At 35.0% G+C, this 18,828-nt stretch carries 20 protein-coding genes and 1 pseudogene; 7 read left to right on the top strand and 14 right to left on the bottom strand.

Features of this window, described 5'->3' with window-relative positions; translation table 11 throughout:
• Positions 1-28 precede the first annotated feature (28 nt).
• Positions 29-592 carry a GNAT family N-acetyltransferase gene (locus QNH48_RS14240; protein WP_283955491.1) on the bottom strand — a complete coding sequence of 188 codons (564 nt, stop codon included), beginning with the start codon at positions 590-592 and terminating at the stop codon, positions 29-31.
• A 432-nt stretch (positions 593-1,024) separates the two neighbouring features.
• Positions 1,025-1,333, bottom strand: a complete 309-nt coding sequence (locus tag QNH48_RS14235; protein WP_283955490.1) for a DUF1801 domain-containing protein — start codon at positions 1,331-1,333, stop codon at positions 1,025-1,027.
• Between the two features lie 652 nt (positions 1,334-1,985).
• Here QNH48_RS14235 and QNH48_RS14230 point away from each other — a divergent pair.
• On the top strand, positions 1,986-3,092 hold the full coding sequence (locus QNH48_RS14230) for an alpha-helical endospore appendage domain-containing protein (RefSeq protein WP_283955489.1): 1,107 nt from the start codon (positions 1,986-1,988) through the stop codon (positions 3,090-3,092).
• A 159-nt stretch (positions 3,093-3,251) separates the two neighbouring features.
• On the opposite strand, the gene QNH48_RS14225 is transcribed toward QNH48_RS14230, so the two are convergent.
• From QNH48_RS14225 to QNH48_RS14215, 3 genes are all read right to left on the bottom strand, one after another.
• The gene (locus QNH48_RS14225; protein ID WP_283955488.1) at positions 3,252-3,641 is read right to left on the bottom strand and encodes an IS3 family transposase; all 390 of its coding nucleotides are present in this window, start codon (positions 3,639-3,641) and stop codon (positions 3,252-3,254) included.
• A complete protein-coding gene (locus tag QNH48_RS14220; RefSeq protein ID WP_283955487.1) occupies positions 3,632-3,946 on the bottom strand; it encodes a helix-turn-helix domain-containing protein in 315 nt (104 codons plus the stop codon). Before QNH48_RS14220 ends, QNH48_RS14225 begins: the two co-directional genes overlap by 10 nt.
• Before the next feature lie 498 nt (positions 3,947-4,444).
• Complete coding sequence (locus QNH48_RS14215) at positions 4,445-4,771, bottom strand: winged helix-turn-helix transcriptional regulator (protein ID WP_283955486.1); 327 nt, start codon at positions 4,769-4,771, stop codon at positions 4,445-4,447.
• A 506-nt stretch (positions 4,772-5,277) separates the two neighbouring features.
• Between QNH48_RS14215 and QNH48_RS14210 the strand changes: the two genes are divergently transcribed.
• The 4 genes and pseudogenes from QNH48_RS14210 (at position 5,278) to QNH48_RS14195 (ending at position 8,838) form a co-directional block, all read left to right on the top strand.
• Positions 5,278-6,201 carry an NmrA/HSCARG family protein gene (locus QNH48_RS14210; protein ID WP_283955485.1) on the top strand — a complete coding sequence of 308 codons (924 nt, stop codon included), beginning with the start codon at positions 5,278-5,280 and terminating at the stop codon, positions 6,199-6,201.
• Positions 6,202-6,485: 284 nt separating this feature from the next.
• Positions 6,486-6,728: pseudogene (locus QNH48_RS14205) on the top strand (Hsp33 family molecular chaperone HslO); the annotation flags it as partial.
• 34 nt (positions 6,729-6,762) lie between these two features.
• Entirely contained in the window at positions 6,763-7,767 is a 1,005-nt protein-coding gene (locus tag QNH48_RS14200; RefSeq protein WP_283955484.1) for an LLM class flavin-dependent oxidoreductase, read from the top strand.
• Positions 7,768-8,358: 591 nt separating this feature from the next.
• Positions 8,359-8,838, top strand: a complete 480-nt coding sequence (locus tag QNH48_RS14195) for a hypothetical protein (RefSeq protein WP_283955483.1) — start codon at positions 8,359-8,361, stop codon at positions 8,836-8,838.
• Positions 8,839-8,971: 133 nt separating this feature from the next.
• On the opposite strand, the gene QNH48_RS14190 is transcribed toward QNH48_RS14195, so the two are convergent.
• A complete protein-coding gene (locus QNH48_RS14190) occupies positions 8,972-9,286 on the bottom strand; it encodes a hypothetical protein (RefSeq protein WP_283955482.1) in 315 nt (104 codons plus the stop codon).
• Between the two features lie 152 nt (positions 9,287-9,438).
• Between QNH48_RS14190 and QNH48_RS14185 the strand changes: the two genes are divergently transcribed.
• The gene (locus tag QNH48_RS14185) at positions 9,439-10,278 is read left to right on the top strand and encodes a tyrosine-type recombinase/integrase (RefSeq protein WP_283955481.1); all 840 of its coding nucleotides are present in this window, start codon (positions 9,439-9,441) and stop codon (positions 10,276-10,278) included.
• 75 nt (positions 10,279-10,353) lie between these two features.
• Here the strand turns inward: QNH48_RS14185 and QNH48_RS14180 are convergent, their stop codons facing one another.
• The 8 genes from QNH48_RS14180 to QNH48_RS14145 all read right to left on the bottom strand — a co-directional run bounded on the left by QNH48_RS14180 (position 10,354) and on the right by QNH48_RS14145 (position 17,027).
• Positions 10,354-10,959 carry a hypothetical protein gene (locus QNH48_RS14180; protein WP_283955480.1) on the bottom strand — a complete coding sequence of 202 codons (606 nt, stop codon included), beginning with the start codon at positions 10,957-10,959 and terminating at the stop codon, positions 10,354-10,356.
• Between the two features lie 227 nt (positions 10,960-11,186).
• Entirely contained in the window at positions 11,187-12,518 is a 1,332-nt protein-coding gene (locus QNH48_RS14175) for an FtsW/RodA/SpoVE family cell cycle protein (RefSeq protein ID WP_095252060.1), read from the bottom strand.
• The gene (locus tag QNH48_RS14170; protein WP_283955479.1) at positions 12,515-12,949 is read right to left on the bottom strand and encodes a PadR family transcriptional regulator; all 435 of its coding nucleotides are present in this window, start codon (positions 12,947-12,949) and stop codon (positions 12,515-12,517) included. Before QNH48_RS14170 ends, QNH48_RS14175 begins: the two co-directional genes overlap by 4 nt.
• Before the next feature lie 3 nt (positions 12,950-12,952).
• Positions 12,953-13,465, bottom strand: a complete 513-nt coding sequence (locus tag QNH48_RS14165) for a sigma-70 family RNA polymerase sigma factor (protein ID WP_251518550.1) — start codon at positions 13,463-13,465, stop codon at positions 12,953-12,955.
• 591 nt (positions 13,466-14,056) lie between these two features.
• Complete coding sequence (locus tag QNH48_RS14160; RefSeq protein WP_283955478.1) at positions 14,057-14,617, bottom strand: Gfo/Idh/MocA family protein; 561 nt, start codon at positions 14,615-14,617, stop codon at positions 14,057-14,059.
• Between the two features lie 404 nt (positions 14,618-15,021).
• Complete coding sequence (locus tag QNH48_RS14155; protein ID WP_283955477.1) at positions 15,022-16,269, bottom strand: DUF4153 domain-containing protein; 1,248 nt, start codon at positions 16,267-16,269, stop codon at positions 15,022-15,024.
• Between the two features lie 48 nt (positions 16,270-16,317).
• A complete protein-coding gene (locus tag QNH48_RS14150; protein ID WP_017153334.1) occupies positions 16,318-16,533 on the bottom strand; it encodes a helix-turn-helix domain-containing protein in 216 nt (71 codons plus the stop codon).
• A gap of 11 nt (positions 16,534-16,544) precedes the next feature.
• Positions 16,545-17,027: a DUF2975 domain-containing protein gene (locus QNH48_RS14145; protein ID WP_283955476.1), complete on the bottom strand. Its 483-nt coding sequence runs from the start codon at positions 17,025-17,027 to the stop codon at positions 16,545-16,547.
• 801 nt (positions 17,028-17,828) lie between these two features.
• On the opposite strand from QNH48_RS14145, the gene QNH48_RS14140 reads away from it, so the two are divergent.
• A complete protein-coding gene (locus QNH48_RS14140) occupies positions 17,829-18,521 on the top strand; it encodes an SDR family oxidoreductase (protein ID WP_283955475.1) in 693 nt (230 codons plus the stop codon).
• Positions 18,522-18,828: the final 307 nt, after the last annotated feature.

Here is an 18,828-nt window from a genome sequence, read left to right as displayed (position 1 = left end):
TGTCACAGAAGTTAATTTTCATGGTAGCTTAATAAAGATAGCCTAAAAAATCTAGATCTCCTTCGCTCCAACCAGACTTACCAACTTCTTTAATCATTAATCCATCAATTACTTCATAACCTATATCCCTTGTAATTTGACTTATATGGTCAATTTTTAACCATTTACATTTGTTCGTAACTGACTTGTACCCATTTTTTAAATACAACGTTTTGTTGTCAGCAAATAACAATAAAAAATCAATATTTCTATTGCAACAAAACTGTTCAATTTTTAAAAGTAACATCGAACCTATCCCCTGTGAGCGAGTGTTTTGGGTGACACATAAATCAATTAGACCAAGCACTCTTATAGGATTTCCGTTAAGATTCATCACTCTGTAATCTATTCCTACCTGTCCTACAAGTTGATTTTTGTCGTTAAAAACTACAAATCTAAAATGAGGTAATTGTTTGAAATAAATTCTGTTTTTTGGAAAGTCTTCTTGAAAACATTCGCTTAACAATTCTTGTATATTTGAAGTTAAATCATTACCTATCTCATAATCAAATACCATATCTATCTTCACATTATCTTCTCCAATTATCTTCATTAGAGCAGCCCCTCTAGTCTTAAACTAACGCACCCAATAGTTTAAGTGGAAATCTTCACAATCTTTTCATTACCCTACAAGATCAATCTCTTAAATGTGTTGAGGCATTACAAAAAGACGCCCTCTTATTAAAGATAAGCGCCCGACTGCTAAAGATCTAAATAAAAAAATCCTACACTACTATTTTTTATTACAACGGACGCGTTACAATAAGTGAAAATGTGAAATGGACAGAAACGGTGTATTAAAATTTCCGTGATTAGGGAGTCCATATCTTAATTATTAACATTCATGTAAGGATTTGAACAAAGAAAAGACCTCTGTCAAATTACTTTTTACTATTTAGACAGGGGTCTTGATAGTTAATTGATCAGTTTTTATTTTTTTTTCATTATTTCTGAATCACCAAGTATTGATCCAAATGCTCAAGCTTCACTGGAGTGATTCGGTGGCCTGAGTGAGCAGAGTAGATAGTAGTGTGTAGTCAGGAGTATCTCCCTCTTTAATTTTGATCCACTTGCGTTCCTCCGGACCCTCGAAGCCCTTCAGGAATTCTAGTCCTTTCGCATTCATAATCATGAAAGCGATCGCATTCTTCGATGGGGAAATCACCGCTGCATAGTGACCGTTCTTCAGAAAATGAGGCTTCTTGTATTGAATACGCTCTTCAACCATGGGTATGGTTTGGTGGACCATCTCTCTCAAACGGTTAGAGAGTTCAATTTGCCAAGGTGTTCCCAAATTCTAAATAAAGTTCGTAACCTCTTCGTTCATAATTTCTATTTCAACCCCTTTTATATAATAAACTTTTTCTTCTGATTCAATATACCACACACAGAGAATATTCTTGTAAAGGAGTATTTATAAATCAAAACAAATTGCTGGCTAATGTAGCAAAAACCGTCAGTTCTTGAACTTTCTGTCACGCTGTCACCTGAAAGAAGGCATTGGGTAACAATTTAACAAGATTAGGACAATTACTAAACGTATCAAAAATACCAATTTTTTGCCTCAATTCTATTCTAAATTTAAGGTATTAGTATTTCCTACTTTTCAATTTTTATTAAACAATCCTGAAACGTTCGTATAATAACTTCAACAAAAAAATGCGTTAATCAATTAACGCACCCGTAACTTTAGTACAATTTTTCACAATCCTAAACTCTTTAAACTTAAAAGTGAGGAGAGTTTTTCCATGGTAATCCTCTAAAATAGGCTTGAGCATCACTACTAAGGAGAGCAGCAAAATTACTAAAATAAGCATGGCCTTCGGCAATAAAATCATCGTTTGCCCTAGGAATACAACCTAGTCCTTTTATCACTATATGAATATTCTATATAGAATTATAAAAGTGTTGTTAAATAAAACAAAGCTTGAAAGGAGAATTCAAAAATGTCTTTCCCTAATATTCCCAATATCACTCCGTTAATATCGGTTACAGTTGGACAAACAGTTCCTTTGCTTCTAAGTTCCATTGCTTTGGAAGAATTAGCGCTGGCTCACATCATGAATGCAGAAGCTGAGAAGCTTCAATTTGTTTTAGGAACATTAGATGATACAGGCGTCACATTTTCACCTGCGGAGGTTTCAGTAGGAGATCTGCTTGATGTCAACACCAGTGTTCGAAGAACTCTTAGGGACGTTATTAAAAAGGAAATGCTTCTAGAGTTCAAGTTTGAAAATGTGTTGGATCTTATTCCAAATCTTCCACCTGTTCTTTTATCACAACAAATTTTTAACTTTACAGGTGTTATTGAAACAATTACTGTCCCTGCAGGTGCAACTCTAGCGAGAATCGAGGCAATAGGTGCCGCGGGAGGAACAGGAACTTCTAATAATGGACAAGGTGCATTAATCCGTGGTGATTTCCCTGTGACACCTTCAGAAACGCTGAGTATACTGGTAGGCCAACAGGGGCAAACAGGGCCTGGAGATTTCCCTGGTACTACTAGCGGCGGCGGCGGAGGGGGCAGTTTTGTTTGGCGGGGCGCCGGATCTATCACTGCAGCTAACCTTCTGGTTGCAGCTGGCGGCGGCGGCGGCGCCAGTATAGCGGTCGGAAATGATGGAGTTGATGCGTCACTTACAAGTAGCGGCACTAGTGGAAATCCCGGTTCCGCCGGTGGCTCTGGTGGTAACGGTGGGACCCAGGATCCAACTCTGAATGCTGGTGCTGGAGGTGCAGGGATTAACCCGCCACCTTTAGGAAATGGTCAAAATAGTGCAGTAGCTACTGGTGGGACATCAATCTTTGCTGGCGGTGCAGGTGGTACAGGACAAAATGGAACTCATAATGGCGGCTTTGGCGGTGGCGGCGGCGGAAGCATTTTTTCTGGCGGTGGCGGCGGCGGTTTTAGCGGCGGCGGCGGCGGCGGTACTATTGTGGATATTGGCGGCGGCGGCGGCGGCGGTTCCCAAAATAACGGAACAAACCAATTCAGTATGGCTGACGCTGGCACTGGGAACGGCCAGGTAACCATAATCTTTTTTGGTATATAGATTACCCTCCCATCTTTAATTAAATGGGAAGAATCATAGAGTCTTCTTTAGAAGGTAGCTAATATAATTTTAATATTTAACACTTGGCAGTTCATTATAAAATTAGATTAGCCTAAATATTATTGAGGAGGACATCTACTTTACCCGCAAAAGAAGCATCTAAATTATGCTTCTTTTTATTTCAATTACATTATATTTCAAGAACCAATTTCCCTTTCCTAAATCATCTTCTATTATTATATGTTCCATCATGGGCTTAACCCGGCATTGCAGATTATATTTTTGCATGATCCGTTGTACAGTATTACGATTAACCTTTCTCTTATAATCACGATTTAGCCAGGCTCTGACTGTCCGATGGACAATTAGAAATTTATGACGTTTACAAATTTCAAAAATTTGTTCTTCAAGTTCAGTTTTACCTTTTGACTTCTGATTTTTCCACCTATAGTAAGTTGATCTAGGTATTTCTAAAGATTTACAAAGTAAAGCTACACTATTTTTATCTTTTAATTTTTCTACTAAGTCGATTACAGCTTCTAGAACCAACTCCTCTCGATTTCTTGGTACTTTTTTAAAATTTCTAATTGTGCCTTTAAGAACTCATTTTCTCTTTTTAATTGCTCATTTTCGGATAATTCCTCAGCACCTTTACCATAACTGTATTGTTTACCAATCCCTTGTGCTAAGCGATATTGTTGCCCTTCACAATACCACTTCACCCACCTTTTAACCTGTGTAACATTGGTGATACCAAACTTGTCCATAATTTCACGATTAGAATACTCACCACTTAACTTCATCTCAACAACTGCCCTTTTAACTTCTTCTGAATATGCAATTTTCTTCCCCATAAGAAAACACCTCCTGAGTTACGTATTATTAATATACGCTTCAGGGGGTGCTTTTTCCTTTGTCTTATTTAATCTAGGTCTCTCCAAGGTAACTTAAGATAGTTGGGGAAATAACGGGTTAAATCGCACACAAAAAGACACCGTAATTAGCACGGTGTTTCTTTTGTGTATTTATTATTATTTCTTGTTTTGCTAAAGCACCCGATAGTTTAAGTGTAACAATTCACAAACTAACCATTTTCACCCACACTTATGAATGCTGCCCCTTTAGTTTAAGAGAATGTTTTCACATCTTTGTCTATTTAAATTGTTCTAGTTACAAGGAAATGCTCTCAGTTAAAAAAAACAAAAAAAGCTGCCATAATGACAGCTATATATTTTTAACTCTAATCCCCAATACTTCAATAAGGAATTAGAATAATAAAATATTTTAAAGAACTCGTCAAACAAACTATAGCGTGGTTTATTTTCCAATGAGAGTTAGCTATTTGAAAAATATCAATCCTCTAGATTTTCCTCTCCCCAATCATTCATTGCTTTTATAATTGGGAAGAATTTTAATCCTAAATCTGTTAAGGAATACTCTACTTTAGGTGGGACTTGCTTGAACACTTCACGATGGATTAATTTATCCTGCTCTAATTCTCTCAACTGCTTGGTCAACATGGCTTGAGTAATTTCAGGAAAACATCGATGGATCTCCCCAAATCGTCTTGGCTTCTCTGAAAGATACCATAGTAGTACCAGTTTCCACTTACCTCCTAACATTTGTTGAACTTTTGCTAAACCACAGTCAGGTGTGTAGTATTTAGTATTTTTAGTCATTAAGTTTTCCTCCTAAAATAACAGGTTAACATCTCATTACTACCAAAAATGATAGTATCTATTAAAAAAGATAGTACTTGTTATTATCGTTTGTAAATAATAAAGTTATATTACCACATTTACTATAATTCTAAAAATTGTTCGAGAAACTGAAAAAATTGGGGTTGTTTTAACACTCAATAAATAACATCATCCGTATAACAATTCTACCCTCTGCCCAGGGTCAACCTTTTATCTCCAGCTGGTGGAGTTTAAGAGGATTTCCAATTAGCAGCAATGATACCTCTAGGATATATTCGATTGTTGTGATAATGAATCAGGTCGTCAGCAAACAGAAACAATTTAAATAAAGTATGTAATGAAATTGTTTTAAACCCAAAGGAAGTGAAAATTTTTCATCGGAATTATGGTAAATGTTGGAGAGAATTTTGAGGAGGCAAAAACACGCCAAATTGAAAATCTACAGTTAAAAAAACTTAAATCTACATTCGAAAGGTGATATAAACATGCATTCAAACAATCAAAAATTGATTTTAGTTACGGGCGCTACTGGATTACAAGGCGGTGTTGTAGCAAATGAAGCATTAAAACAGGGATTTAAAGTTCGTATTTTAGTTAGAGATGAAAATTCTTCTAAAGCCCAGGCACTTATTCATAAAGGGGCAGAAGCTGTAGTAGGTAACTTCGATGACCCATCTTCTTTGGAAAATGCTATGAAAAATGTCGATGCTGTTTTTTCTGTGCCGATTTCTGGAGTGGATACCATTGAAACGGATAGAGAGAGAAAACAGGCTTTTGCATTAATCCAAAGTGCAATAAAAAGTGGCGTAGAACAATTTGTGCATACTTCCGTTGCAGCCACAAGCAGATACACTGAATTCCCGGAATGGGGAACAGGTTATTGGTTTGAAAAATATTGGACAGATAAGTGGGATATAGAGGAAGCTGTTCGTTCATCAGGCTTTTCTTCATGGACTATCGTGAAACCAGCATTTATTATGGAGAATTTCACTGAAAAAGCTGAGTTCATGTTTCCTCATTTAACACAGGGGGAAATAAAATCTGTTGTGTTTGCGGATACACGTATAGATCACATTGCAGCTGAAGATATTGCTTCTTTTGTTTGTGCTGCCTTTGCAAACCCTAAAAAATTCAATGAACATAATATTGAGTTAGCTGCCGAATCGCTGTCATATAATAAAATTGCCGAGATCATCTCGGAGGTAACAGGAAAAGAGATTAAAATCTCAACACTTAGTATTGAAGAAGCAGAAGAGCAAGGAAATCATCCATTAAGTATACGAGGTCAGCAATGGGATAACGTAGCTGGTTATAATGTAGATATTGATTTGTTGAAAACTTACAATATCAAATTAACTTCATTTAGAGAGTTTGTAGAAAAACATAAAGACCAGATTAGAATAAATTAAGATTAATTATCCTGCTAATTGTTGTAAATCAAGGGGTACTTTCTATAGATTGAGATGTATATTATAAAAAATCCTGCTGTTAGTTAAATAAGAAAAGCCGATTACACGATTATGAAGTGACCCCTAAAAGTTGGACACAGTTATTTCAGGCAGCTAGCTGGGCATGAGTTCGATATTGTATCGGGCTCGTGCCTTTTAATTTTTCCTTAATCCGTTTTTCTTGTAATAGCCAATAATTTTTTGAGTTCATTTAAATTCCTTAAAGTAAGGGTACGACTCCAGAAAAGCTACTAGAGCTAGTGCTTGGTGAAAAACAACTCACAATTATGAAACACTTACTAGTTCAATTTGATTTTTCTTATTCACGTAATCGAATCGAGAATGCCCTTGTAAGTCTTGGTGTAAGTGAATTAGATAAAATAATTCAAGAAGACGGGAAAACAGGGACGCATTGTCATTTTTATAACGAATTATATCACTTTAATCAATCAGATTTAGAAGTGTTAAAAGAAAAAGCACTACAATAATTATTTCAAGTTGATACGTAAAGGAGAAATAGACATGTCCGAATTAAATATCCCTCTATTATCTGTGTTAGATTTAGTACCAATACGCCAAGGCCAAGAACCAAAAGAAGCAATCGAATCAATGGTTCTACTAGCACAGGCTACGGAGAAACTTGGCTATCAACGTTATTGGATTGCAGAACACCATAATATGCCGTCTGTTATTAGTTCTGCTACAGCTATTTTAATTAAACATGCTTTAGAAAACACAAAAAAGATTCGTGTTGGAGCAGGTGGTATTATGCTACCAAATCACTCACCTTTAGTTGTTGCTGAGCAATTTGGTACACTATCCATCATGTATCCAGACCGAGTTGATTTAGGCTTAGGACGTGCACCTGGTACGGATAGCTTAACTTCGCAAGCTTTACGACGTTCAAGAAATGAATCGATTTATTCGTTTCCAAATGATGTAAGAGATCTAACAACGTATTTTGGTCCTGAAGATCAACAAGGTCGTGTAAAAGCATTTCCAGGTGTTGGCACGAATGTACCTGTATATGTCTTAGGTTCATCTACAAGTTCAGCCATATTAGCAGCTGATTTAGGACTGCCCTACTCATTTGCGGGTCACTTTGCACCAGCTCAAATGCAAGAAGCCGTGGAATTGTATCGCGCTCGATTCAAACCGTCTCAATTTTTATTAAAGCCGTATGTTATTTTAGGTATGAATGTGTTGGCAGCTGATACAAATGAAGAAGCTGAAATTGAATTTTCGACAATGATTCAATTATTTTTAAATACAATGACAGGAAAAAACACACCAGTACCACCTCCAGTACAAAATTTGGATAATTTAATAAGCACTGAGGAACAACAAATTATTAAGTCACAAATGGGCATTATCATTAAAGGTGATAAAGAATCTATTAAATCTCAGTTAATCGAATTTCAATCCATGTATCACGCAGATGAATTAATGGTTAACTCCCATATATTTGATCAAAAGAAACAAATTCGTTCTTATGATATTTTAAAAGAAGCTATAGCATCTATCTAATCCATCTGGCTGAAGAACAGCTAAAAGACAAGCAAACCACTTCCCTCCATCAAGGCATAATGAACTAGTTTTAGAACATGCACTTGTAAAAAATACTAAGAGAAATAACAAGCTCAGCTCAATACACGAATCCAAGAGCTACAAGCTGACAACGAACGTGTATGTACGATATATCAAAGTCGTTTAAAAGAGCTTTTGAAAATTACACAAATAAAAATTAAACAGGTGGAGCCTCATTTTGCGGCTTCACCTGCTTTACTTTAAATACATTACTAAATATCATTTTGACAACTAACGTTCTAGTAAAGCTTGTTCACCTAGTGCTTTTTCACTGGGATCTTTCGATATTAAGGTTTTTTATTCCATTTTATACCACCTATTTATGAAGGAATTCAACAAATACATTAGCTTTACCAGCTAATATCACTTATTCTTTGTTCAACTATCCTCCTTCGTTAGCTTAAGTATAATTGTTCACAATCTACTTGTTTTGCACATTAAATATCTTATTATTCCAAACAGTATATAACCCTTTCCAATAGCTAAAAATAAAATATAAAGTTAAAGGGAAGTTAGAAGGGGTAAAGTTAAATGCAGGAATTTATAAAAAATTTAGACTTAGGAGCAAAGGGATTGTGGTTTCCTGTTGCAGCAAGTGTTTTATTTGCTATAACAGCCTTGATAATCCCCAAAAAAAATATTTCTTGGAAGGAAATCTATATTACATTTGGGGTTGTAGGGTTGGTTACTTGGTTTAGCGATGGTTTACTTGCCAGGGGTTTCGACCTTTTTGATATAGGGGACCCGAAAAAAGCTGGACTTGGAGATATTCTCAGTTATACCTTTATACCTACCTCACTTGCAATACTTTATTTAAATTTCCTTACAAAGAAAAATAAATGGAAATTGACAATCTGTTTCACTATAATATCACTTTTAATAGAATTTGGGATGGTCTATGTTGGGTATATGAAATATAAAGGATGGAATTGGTTAATTTCAATTATTGTGTTTCTTATTGCTTTTGGTATTATACTACCAATTCATATTAGGTTTATTAGAAAAGTGTAACTATTGTCTAGACTTAAACGATTTTAATTTAAAAAGCCCTTCTCGTCCTTCGAGAGGGGCTTAATTTCTTTATTCAACAAAAGCCCCCGTTACTTTAAGAACAAATAATTCTGTATATATATTAAGTCATTTATTAAGCACTAATATTTCTGTTTTTCTTTTTAAAATAAATAAACGAATTAAGTATGCTTAACCCTAAAATTACAAGAAACGAATTTGAAGAAATAAAGTCTCCTGCTAAATTTAATTCATCAGCTATGTATCCAATGATAATTAGGTTAATTCCAGAAACAATTATAGAAGTTATTGAAATAATAGTAATTGTAAACCCATTAACAATGTTGTTTCGTTTACTCTGAACCAATAAAATTATGGAAATAACAATTAATATAATAATAAAAGTAATAAAAACTAATCTTGACCAATCGTATATGTCTAACCCTTCCATAGTTAGCCCCCTTAGTTTCGTCTAATTTATACTACCATAAAAAACCATATCCTTCCTTCAACTAAACTGCCACGATAGTTCAATACCTACCGTTTTCATTTCTATAATCAAGGCAATAATTCCTCTAATTTAACCGATAAGGAGGAATTATTTTGTTATTATCAAAAGCCTGGGAACTTTATGAATCGGATAAAAGGATTGAAGGATTCTCTCCTCAGACATTAAAAGCATATAGGCTCCAATCTAAGCTACTTATCCAACACTTTAATGATGTGAATATTGAATCTGTGACTACTGATCAGTTGAAGGAATACTTAGCAAAATCCAGTGAACACCTAAAGCCATCAAGTTTAGCTCATCGAATTCGATTCATTAAATCGATATTTCGTTGGTCACACGAGGAAGGGCATCTACCGAAAAATACAGCTGTGAAAATCAAAGAACCTAAACAAGGCAAACGGATTCCAAAATTCCTAACGGAAAAAGAAATTGAACATTTGAGGGAAGCCTGTTTTACTACAATGGAAAAAGCATTATTTGAATTTATGTTTTCAACAGGCTGTAGAATAGGTGAAATTGTGTTTCTTGATATAAATTGTATTAATTGGTCAAATCGTTCTGCCATTGTCCTTGGAAAGGGAGATAAAGAAAGGGAGGTCTATTTTAATATACGGTGTGAAATCTGGCTCAAACGATACTTAGACCTTCGTCAGGATAAAGACCCAGCTATTTTTGTTACTGAACGGCACCCGCATAGAATGAGTATTGGACAGATGAGGTACATCATAAAGCGAATATCAAGTCGGGCAGGGATCAACAAAGAAATCCATCCACATCAACTACGCCACAGCTATGCTACACACCTTTTGAATAACGGTGCTCCCATTGATGTTATTCAAAGTTTACTAGGGCACGAAAAAAGTGAGACCACTAGGATTTATGCTCAGTTAAGTGGAAGCCTTAGAAGAGAATTGTATAGAAAATATTTTTAGAAATAGAGTGAAAAGGCAACGGATACTTCCGCTGCCTTTTTCACTATTGCACCCCTTTAGCTGAAGAAGAGCAAGTTATTTAAGTGTTTGTAGTTCTGTTCGTGTCTCTGCCTTTGTTAAGATTTTATAATCGATAATAAATTTAGATTGAGGGAGGTAATGTATTACAAACCATCGCTCGGAAGATTCACCCTTAATTTTTTCTGGCATAGAGAACTTAACACCATCCACAACGACTTCCCAATGTCGTGGACCAGTCCGAGGCATATGAAACTCAAATTTAGTCGGAATTCCCTCAACAATTTTATAATCATTTTTTAAATAGGAAGGTAAATCAACCCATTCTTGTGATAATAACATCATAAAAATTGTTATAGCAAGGTGGATAAAACGCTGTTTTCCAAACTCTTTACGGAACAAGATTATAATACAACACAATGCAAGTATTAGAATTGGAAGCGTAATGATAAAGTACATAGGTATACGTATAGAAAGCAAAGAGGTTCCAATTGAAATTATTAAGAAAACGAACCAGGTATAATTGAGAATTTTATCGAATGGACTCAGTTTGGTATTGATATTGAGTAACTCTGGCAGTGGGGAATCCCCCCACATAAAATTCCAAATACGTTTTGGTAAGGTAATTTTTTCTTTTTCATCTTTATTCTTCAAATCCGTCATAATCTATCCTTTCTATGATTAAGGATGGTGCTTAGTTTTTTATACGTTTCCCCACCGAACAAGTTGCAACCCTTGTTAAAGTAACCTGCTTCGTTTGCTTAATAAGGAATTCAATAAAAAAGGCGGTTAATCCTTCCTGGATTAACGCACCCGATAGTTCAATAAGGGAAGGGCGACAACTATTACTTTAGCTGTCGCCCTTTTTATCAGCAATTACATGTTCGACTTTAACTTTTAATTTCATCTGCAATCGTGGGTTCTACAAGATCTTTTCTTCGATAAACATTTAAAATGAGTCCTAAAACAGCAGCGTAAAAGAGTATCGCACTGCCTCCATAACTAATAAAAGGCAGAGAAACCCCCATTATAGGCACGACTCCAAAGCTCATCAAGATGTTCCAGGTAGTAGGAACCGCAAACAATGTAGCACCACCTATTACGATCAATCTCCCATAGAGGTCCTTTGTTTTAAACGCATTTTTTGAGATCCTTGAAATAAATATCAGTAGGATCAAACATAGAACGAATCCGAAAGCCCAACCAAGAGAATAGACGAGGAAGGGAAAAGCAAAATCTGTATGTGCTTCTGGTAACAATTGAAAATTCAACTCGTTGGAAAGTCCGTTACCGAACCATCCCGCTTCTGAAAGGACATTCCTAACCGCCTTATACATATATCCTGCTCCATTTGAATCGGCAGTAGGGTTTATAAAAGCAGATAATCTAGTTAACAAATAACTTTGACGTGAGGTCATGTAGAACATAATAATGAAAATAATACCAGCCAATAGATTTGTTAGGGTCAGATTTACAGCTAATTTCTTATGGATTCGAGCGAAAGCAAACATCCCAAGTATGCAGAAGAAGTAAATAATACTAACCATAAAGTCTGGCACCATCATGTAGAGCGAGATGGGAATCCAAAATAAAACAAAAAGTAAACCTTGTTTTTTCCAACTACGAAACTCATTTATTTTGTTAAAAATACCAGCCCAAGCAAGAAAAAAGAAAAATAAGCTCATCATGGTTCCATCGACCGTCAGGCCTGGGAGGGAAACCCACTTCTTTGCTCCGTTGGTCATAATTCCAAAAAGATGAAGATATATATGGATCAATAGGCCTATCGCATAAAAGTAAATCCATCCGTTCTTTAATTTTTGGTAATCAAAGAAAAGGAATCCAATGATTACAAGAATAGCCAGGGTGTACCAAATCGCCTGTCTCCCCATAAAATAGGTACCTGATAGGGAAAATTCAGGAATCCCATCAACTAACGGGAGAAAACTAATACCAGCAAAAAGAACAAATAAAACAATTAGAACCCAATCCATTTTCGGCTTATGTAGGGGATTTAATCTCTCCCCAATGGTAAATGGATTTCCCATTTCTTGAATCGCCTTTTCCTCTGCATCCTCTTTAGAAAACCCTCTCTTTTTGTAAGATTGACTTAACTCTTGCAGATGATGAATAAGCTCTTTTTTTATCATGTTGTGGGCTTCCTTAGATTTCACTTTGGACGTTACTTTACTTAAAAATTCTTCAAATTTGGGAGAACTCATAAGGACGCCTCCTCTCGTAAGTGTTTAAGGGATAACTCTTGTTTTGATTTATCTTGTTTATAGGTAGCTAAGTATTTTTCCCCTTTGGAATTTAAGGAGTAATATTTCTTTTTGTTTATCCATTTTGAAGTAAGAATTTCTTTATTTTCTAGTAGATGTAGAAGTGAATAAAGCTGCCCTTCATTTTTTTGGAAAGTACGTTCATTTTTTTGAAAAAGTTGGGTAGAAATATTGTAGCCATCCTTTGATTCATGCTGAACCGATTCTAATATAGCTATGATGGTTTCTATCTTCCAAGAATGAAATTGTGATTGAGATTGTCTCATACGAATGGATTCTTTCACTGCATTTTTTCTTTCATTGGAAAAAGAAAAATCCTTGAAAATTGATTTTTTCATCGAACTCTTCAGGTTAGTAAATGGATCATTCATCTCCTAAACCTCCTCGATCATCTTGTCTTTTAATAATTCTTTTGCACGCTTTAATCTAGTTTTTATTGTATTTATATTTACTGTCGTAATCTTACTTATTTCGGCTAAAGATAGTTCTTCATAATAATGCAGAAATACTACTTCTCTGTACTTTAGAGGTAAATTCATGACAGCATTTGTTAAGATGTTTTCTTCACTATTCGCGATAATCTCTTCTTCAACCTGTTTTGATTTCGAAGGTATATAATCCAAAATTTTATCGCTAAGCGTTATTTTGCGATAATGCCAGCTTCTTAAGTAGTCCTTACAATGATTACTAGCAATACGATATACCCATGTTTTTAGTGTTGCCTGCTGATTAAACTGATTTAACTTTTCATAACATTTTAAAAATATCTCCTGCGTTAAATCTTCTGCTGTCGTTCGATTTTTAACATATGTATATACGAGATGCAGGATATCATCGCTATATTCTTGCATTAATTGATCAATTATTTCCTCTCTCTCAAGCAACATACTTTCATCTGTCACCGCCAGTTGTTTTAGTCCATTCATCTTGTTATCACCCTCTCACATATAATAGACGTAGCTAACCTTCATTTGGTTTGAAAAAATATTGGATTTTTATGACCTTCTATAATCTAAGGTATAAATGGAAAAAGGACCAACCTCTTATCGGATTGTTCCAGAATGTTGTATGTAGGTTAGATGGCTTATAATACTACTTATTCGATTAATAATACCTTACTTCTCAGAAGGAACTGCAAGTACAACAGCTCCTAAATTCAGAATTACTTATCGGCGTAAATCTGCGTTTTCCTGACGCTACCCCTTTTTTAACTATCCTGCCCCGTTTGTTTGATAAGGAATTCTAGAAAAAAAGGTGGTTAATCCTTCTTGGATCAACGCACCCTTTAGTTCAATAAGAATGTGCCGTTATATACCTAAAATCTTGTCAATAACTACTTGATTTTGATGCCCTTCTTCAATAATGGTTAAGTCCTCATCTATTTTGTCAGAGATAACATAGTCATACACTTTTTCTAAAAACGAATAAAAAGCTGGAAAATACGCTCTCGCCTCATCAGATAGATGTGTTGGAACCTTTTATTTGAATTCAACCTTCAGTTCCTCTAGTTCGTCATTTATCTTTCCAAAGCAAAGTTGTTTATCATTAGTTAAAGTAATTGTTCCTTTAGTTCCAAATACCTTTAAATTAGAACCGAATCCGTGGTTAATCCCTGACAATAGCTGAATTGAAAAAGTAGTATTATTTTTCATTTTCCCGTGGATAAAAAATGCATCATCTGCATCTCTTAGTTCTCCTGGTCCTTCTGGAACGTGAGTATGCAATAATCCATTAACACTTTCTATTTCATCTCGTGTTAACCATCTCAAACAATCAATCATATGTGTTCCTAATGCACCCAACATACCGCCAAATTTTTGTTTTTCACCCATCCAATTTCTTTGAGTTGATTGAAGTTTTTGATACTGCGGGCTTGATATGTGGTACTCAAAATGAATTATCTTCCCAATAAAATCATTTTGAATTAACTCTTTCATCTTTTGACGAATAGGGAGGTAATGCCATTCAAAATCAATCAATACCTTTGCATTATAGGACTTAGAGAGTTTTAATAGTTCTATTGATTCCCTACTATTCATTGTGAAGGGCTTTTCACAAACTACACTTACCCCTTTTTTGCTTCTTTAACCATTTCAAAATGATAAATAGGTAGTGAGCTTACAAATAAAAGGTCAAGTTCCTCTTTTTCTAACATTTCAGACCAGCTCTTATAACGGGGAGGCTACATAATGAGAGTCGGTATAATCGGGGGTGGTTTTGGGTTATCAGTCCAAGCACCCATAATCAATATGCACCCAAAAATGGAAGTATCCGCTGTTAGCACAATGCATAGACATCGTTTGCCAGAGGATTACCCGCTTTTTACTTTAGTAATGAAAAAAGCCAAAACTATGCAACTTTGTATAAAAAGTTGCATAATATCGGCTCTAAGGGTTTTATACATTATAGAAGATTAGCTTTTTCTTACTTTAACAGAGCCTTTCTAATTAAAAATTATAGGAAAAGTAAATGTAACGAAAGCTGCCCAAAGTCCATAGACCGGCAAATACTTAGTAACGGCATCTTGGATAGTTGAAGGTCCGGTTTTGTTTTGTAGAAAACGCATATAGGAGAGCATGATCCAAATTAGATTTGCCCAGATAAGTATGTTTACTCCTAAAACAGCAAGTCTATTAGGCGTAATCCCATAAGAAGAAAGCCTGAAAACGATGGCTGACAAAGCCACACTGTCAATGATAAGCGCAAGAACAATTAAGGCAAAATTTATATAATCTGAAATGTTCTTCTTCTCGTCTGAGTCGCTCTCGGTAATGGAAAATATGGTAACGGCCAATACACCAAGGAGTATTCCGTTGAAGGCTATCAGGAAATTGCGGTCCAAGAATGGATTTTTTCCGACCCATATAACCGTTATAAGATAGACCACCAATGTGACAAGGACAAGAGGACTAAAAATTTCAGCTATATATGGTGTAATATTCTTAGCAAGTTTAAGATTCATTGATACCAGGTATGCAGCCACAATAGCGAGAGCGGCAGCACCAAATAAAACGACATTGCTAAAATAGAAGTCTTCTATATCCAAGCCAATAAAGCTAAATAACTGCATGGTTAATGCCGCTAGTACCATTCCGCTAACTGCCATGCTGGCGTAGAGAATACAATATTCCAAATTAAATTTAATATAGGCTAATCTTGTACTGCCTTTTGAATATTCATTTCCTGTAAATGCAAGCCCTACCAATATCCATAAGAATATGGGAAGGTGTAAATAAGCAAGGATAATACTGTCTTTATAATTTAATGGCAGCATATTAAGATAAAACCCGGAAATTAGGAACAACGCTGCAAGGGAATAAATAACACTTTTTTTCGGAGTATTATTGTAAACAAAATAGGCAGCAATAAAGGGAATTATACCAAAAGCCAGGTTAATTGGAGCAATTGCTTCCTGTTCGACAAAATGGAAAATGATCCTGGTGCTTATCCCGGCCAGAATGGCTAAAATGCCCATGAATAAGAAACCTTTTTGAAGGAAGAAAGATTTTTCTGTATTTGCCGTCTCCTTAAAATGCAATCTTTCATACCAAACACCAAGAACCTGAGAATCAGGATTTTGTTCCCATGCGTGTGAGAATGACTTTTTAAAAGCTTTCGGGTCTTTTCTATACATTCTCTCCAACTCATGAAGGTTAGCAATATTTTCAATAATCAAATTGTTAATGTCCATAGTTATACCTCCCCTAATAATTTTTATATTAAGTTTTCTCCACAATATTTAACTGTCTTCGTCACTTTTGTATTCTAAAATATCTCCAGGCTGACATTCTAAAGCCTTACAAATTGCCTCTAAAGTGGATAATCGAATCGCTTTTGCCTTTCCATTTTTCAATATAGAAAGGTTCGCCATTGTTATTCCAACCTTCTCCGAAAGTTCTGTTACGCTCATTTTTCTTTTTGCTAACATCACATCAATATTAATTATAATTGCCATTGTTATTCACCTCAGACCGTTAAATCATTTTCTGATTTGATATCAATTGCTTCTTGTAAAAGTTTTTGGAGAACAGCCGCAAAGACTGCGATAACCATCGAAGCAAAAGGAACAACCAATCCGACAAAGATTACTCCTGGTGCGTCGTCTACTTCCGCAAAGATATAGAAGAGCGGCCAAACTAGCACATGCAAAATACTGATTGTGATGGCACAGTATTTGATTTTCTTTAAAGCTTTTACAGATAAATCGGAGAAAGATTTATTTTTGTCAATATTGCGTAAGAGTTTGAAAGCCTGATACAAAGCAAAGTAAAAAGGTATCGCCGATGCATCAAAAGCGATGAAAACGAGATATTTTATAAAAGCAAACTCTGGAAGCAATTTTGCTGCAAGATTCGCAATCTCAGGCACCAAAAAGATGCAAAGAGCAAGAACTGGGACTCCTAAAAGAATGACAGATATTTTTAAAAACAATGTTGTTACTTTTTCCATAAAAAGCACCTCACTTATTTATTCTGATTTTGATTTTAATATATATTTTATCGATTTACAATAAATTTTTATTAATTTGAACAACATTTTTGTTGTAGGTTTTTGTTTTAAGCAAAAATAAAAAGCATTCCTCATTCAAAGAAATGCTCTATAACTTTAAACCATTAAATTTATAACTTGTACAGCTAACCTCCCCCGTTAGCACAATAAGAAAAACGCTGCCTCAGCAACATGATCTTAAAGTTAGCTTAAGAAGGGGTATGTAGATTTATTAATTGCCCTTTTAATTCAACTAACTTGTGTTTAATAAAAGGATCGATTTCTTCAGGTAATTGATTCAGTTTAAAAAACTGGGCTTCTATTTCTTGATTACTATCAGGAGATATTTCTCCTTCGTACTCGGTACATAAATAACCAATTGCAACAGTATGATACTCATCGCCACTTTCTTCGGCTCGATTTATTAATTCCTTGCCAGAGTAAACTATTCCACAACTCTTAAGCTATGAAACCGTTCCTTTTAACGAAACAAAAAAAGCCGACATTTTAAATCGAATTTTAATTTTTCATTATTCTTTGTTTTGAAAATTTCAAAATAATATAAATCTTTAATTCGAGATTCTTTAATTGGAAATAATTAACATAAGGTTTATTATTAACTTGTTCACAAAATGTTCACTATAGAAATTGTACATGAAGTAGTTTTCTTAACTGAAAATGACTTTGAAATTTTGAAAGGAGAAATTGAAAATGGGAAAATTAGATGGAAAAGTGGCTATTATCACTTGATCAGCACAAGGTATGGGTGCTATGTATGCTCGTAAATTCGTGGAAGAAGGCGCAAAAGTAGCGATTACTGACCTTAACTTTGAGGGTGCACAAAAACTAGCCGATGAATTAGGAGAAAATGCAATCGCTCTTAAATTAGATGTTTCTAGTGAAGAGAACTGGGTAGAAGTTGTTGCAAAAACAGAAGAAACATTTGGTCCTATCAACGTGTTAGTAAACAACGCAGGAATTGGTATCTTCAAAACATTAGAAGAACTAACTGTAAAAGACTTCGAATTAACATTTAAAGTAGACGAGCTTGGTGTGTTCTTGGGAATGCAAAAAGTACTTCCTTCTATGAAAAAAGCTGGCGTAGGTTCTATTGTTAACATTTCATCTGTAGATGGTTTGGTAAGTGCGCCAACGGCTATTGCATATAGTGCTTCTAAACATGCTGTAACTGGTATGACTAAAGGTGCGGCTACGGAGCTTGGACAATATAACATCCGTGTAAATTCTGTACATCCAGGAATTATCAAAACACCTATGGCTGACCAACCAGATGTTGAAGAATATCTTAAGCAACTTGAACAAGATATTCCACTAAGAAGAAGAGCTGAAGTAGTAGAAGTATCTAATTTAGTTGTATACCTTGCTTCTGATGATTCTAGCTATTCAACTGGAGCTCAATTTGTAGTAGATGGCGGTATGATTTCAGATTTGTAATTTAACTTATAGACCCCAACATTTGGTAGTTGGGGTCTTTTATTGTCTTCATTAGATGTAATGTGCCTTTATAGCTGATTTTACCTGAAAAATCCTTAATTCATAAAATCTATTTTATTCCTTTCTCAAATTAAAACTCCATTTTTCCCCAAAAATACTTAACGGTTTTTTTAATAGCTGATAAATCTCATAACCTTAAGTTGTGACGCCCTACATAGCTGTTATAGTCTATTATAGTTTTTCAAGTACAAAAAAGTCGATTTCCAAATTGGAGAATCGACTTTGAAAAGTCTTATCAAACTAACGC

It is taken from the genome of Neobacillus sp. YX16 (genome assembly GCF_030123505.1).
Lineage (GTDB): Bacteria > Bacillota > Bacilli > Bacillales > Cytobacillaceae > Neobacillus.
This window is presented reverse-complemented; position numbering and strand designations above follow the sequence as displayed.

What these genes read in the sequence shown, in the direction of transcription:
- QNH48_RS14240 (WP_283955491.1), bottom strand. Translation starts at nt 592, where the DNA reads ATGAAGATAATTGGAGAAGATAATGTGAAGATAGATATGGTATTTGAT.
- QNH48_RS14230 (WP_283955489.1), top strand. Translation starts at nt 1,986, where the DNA reads ATGTCTTTCCCTAATATTCCCAATATCACTCCGTTAATATCGGTTACA.
- QNH48_RS14220 (WP_283955487.1), bottom strand. Translation starts at nt 3,946, where the DNA reads ATGGGGAAGAAAATTGCATATTCAGAAGAAGTTAAAAGGGCAGTTGTT.
- QNH48_RS14215 (WP_283955486.1), bottom strand. Translation starts at nt 4,771, where the DNA reads ATGACTAAAAATACTAAATACTACACACCTGACTGTGGTTTAGCAAAA.
- QNH48_RS14210 (WP_283955485.1), top strand. Translation starts at nt 5,278, where the DNA reads ATGCATTCAAACAATCAAAAATTGATTTTAGTTACGGGCGCTACTGGA.
- QNH48_RS14200 (WP_283955484.1), top strand. Translation starts at nt 6,763, where the DNA reads ATGTCCGAATTAAATATCCCTCTATTATCTGTGTTAGATTTAGTACCA.
- QNH48_RS14195 (WP_283955483.1), top strand. Translation starts at nt 8,359, where the DNA reads ATGCAGGAATTTATAAAAAATTTAGACTTAGGAGCAAAGGGATTGTGG.
- QNH48_RS14190 (WP_283955482.1), bottom strand. Translation starts at nt 9,286, where the DNA reads ATGGAAGGGTTAGACATATACGATTGGTCAAGATTAGTTTTTATTACT.
- QNH48_RS14180 (WP_283955480.1), bottom strand. Translation starts at nt 10,959, where the DNA reads ATGACGGATTTGAAGAATAAAGATGAAAAAGAAAAAATTACCTTACCA.
- QNH48_RS14175 (WP_095252060.1), bottom strand. Translation starts at nt 12,518, where the DNA reads ATGAGTTCTCCCAAATTTGAAGAATTTTTAAGTAAAGTAACGTCCAAA.
- QNH48_RS14170 (WP_283955479.1), bottom strand. Translation starts at nt 12,949, where the DNA reads ATGAATGATCCATTTACTAACCTGAAGAGTTCGATGAAAAAATCAATT.
- QNH48_RS14165 (WP_251518550.1), bottom strand. Translation starts at nt 13,465, where the DNA reads ATGTTGCTTGAGAGAGAGGAAATAATTGATCAATTAATGCAAGAATAT.
- QNH48_RS14160 (WP_283955478.1), bottom strand. Translation starts at nt 14,617, where the DNA reads ATGAATAGTAGGGAATCAATAGAACTATTAAAACTCTCTAAGTCCTAT.
- QNH48_RS14155 (WP_283955477.1), bottom strand. Translation starts at nt 16,269, where the DNA reads ATGGACATTAACAATTTGATTATTGAAAATATTGCTAACCTTCATGAG.
- QNH48_RS14150 (WP_017153334.1), bottom strand. Translation starts at nt 16,533, where the DNA reads ATGGCAATTATAATTAATATTGATGTGATGTTAGCAAAAAGAAAAATG.
- QNH48_RS14145 (WP_283955476.1), bottom strand. Translation starts at nt 17,027, where the DNA reads ATGGAAAAAGTAACAACATTGTTTTTAAAAATATCTGTCATTCTTTTA.
- QNH48_RS14140 (WP_283955475.1), top strand. Translation starts at nt 17,829, where the DNA reads ATGGGTGCTATGTATGCTCGTAAATTCGTGGAAGAAGGCGCAAAAGTA.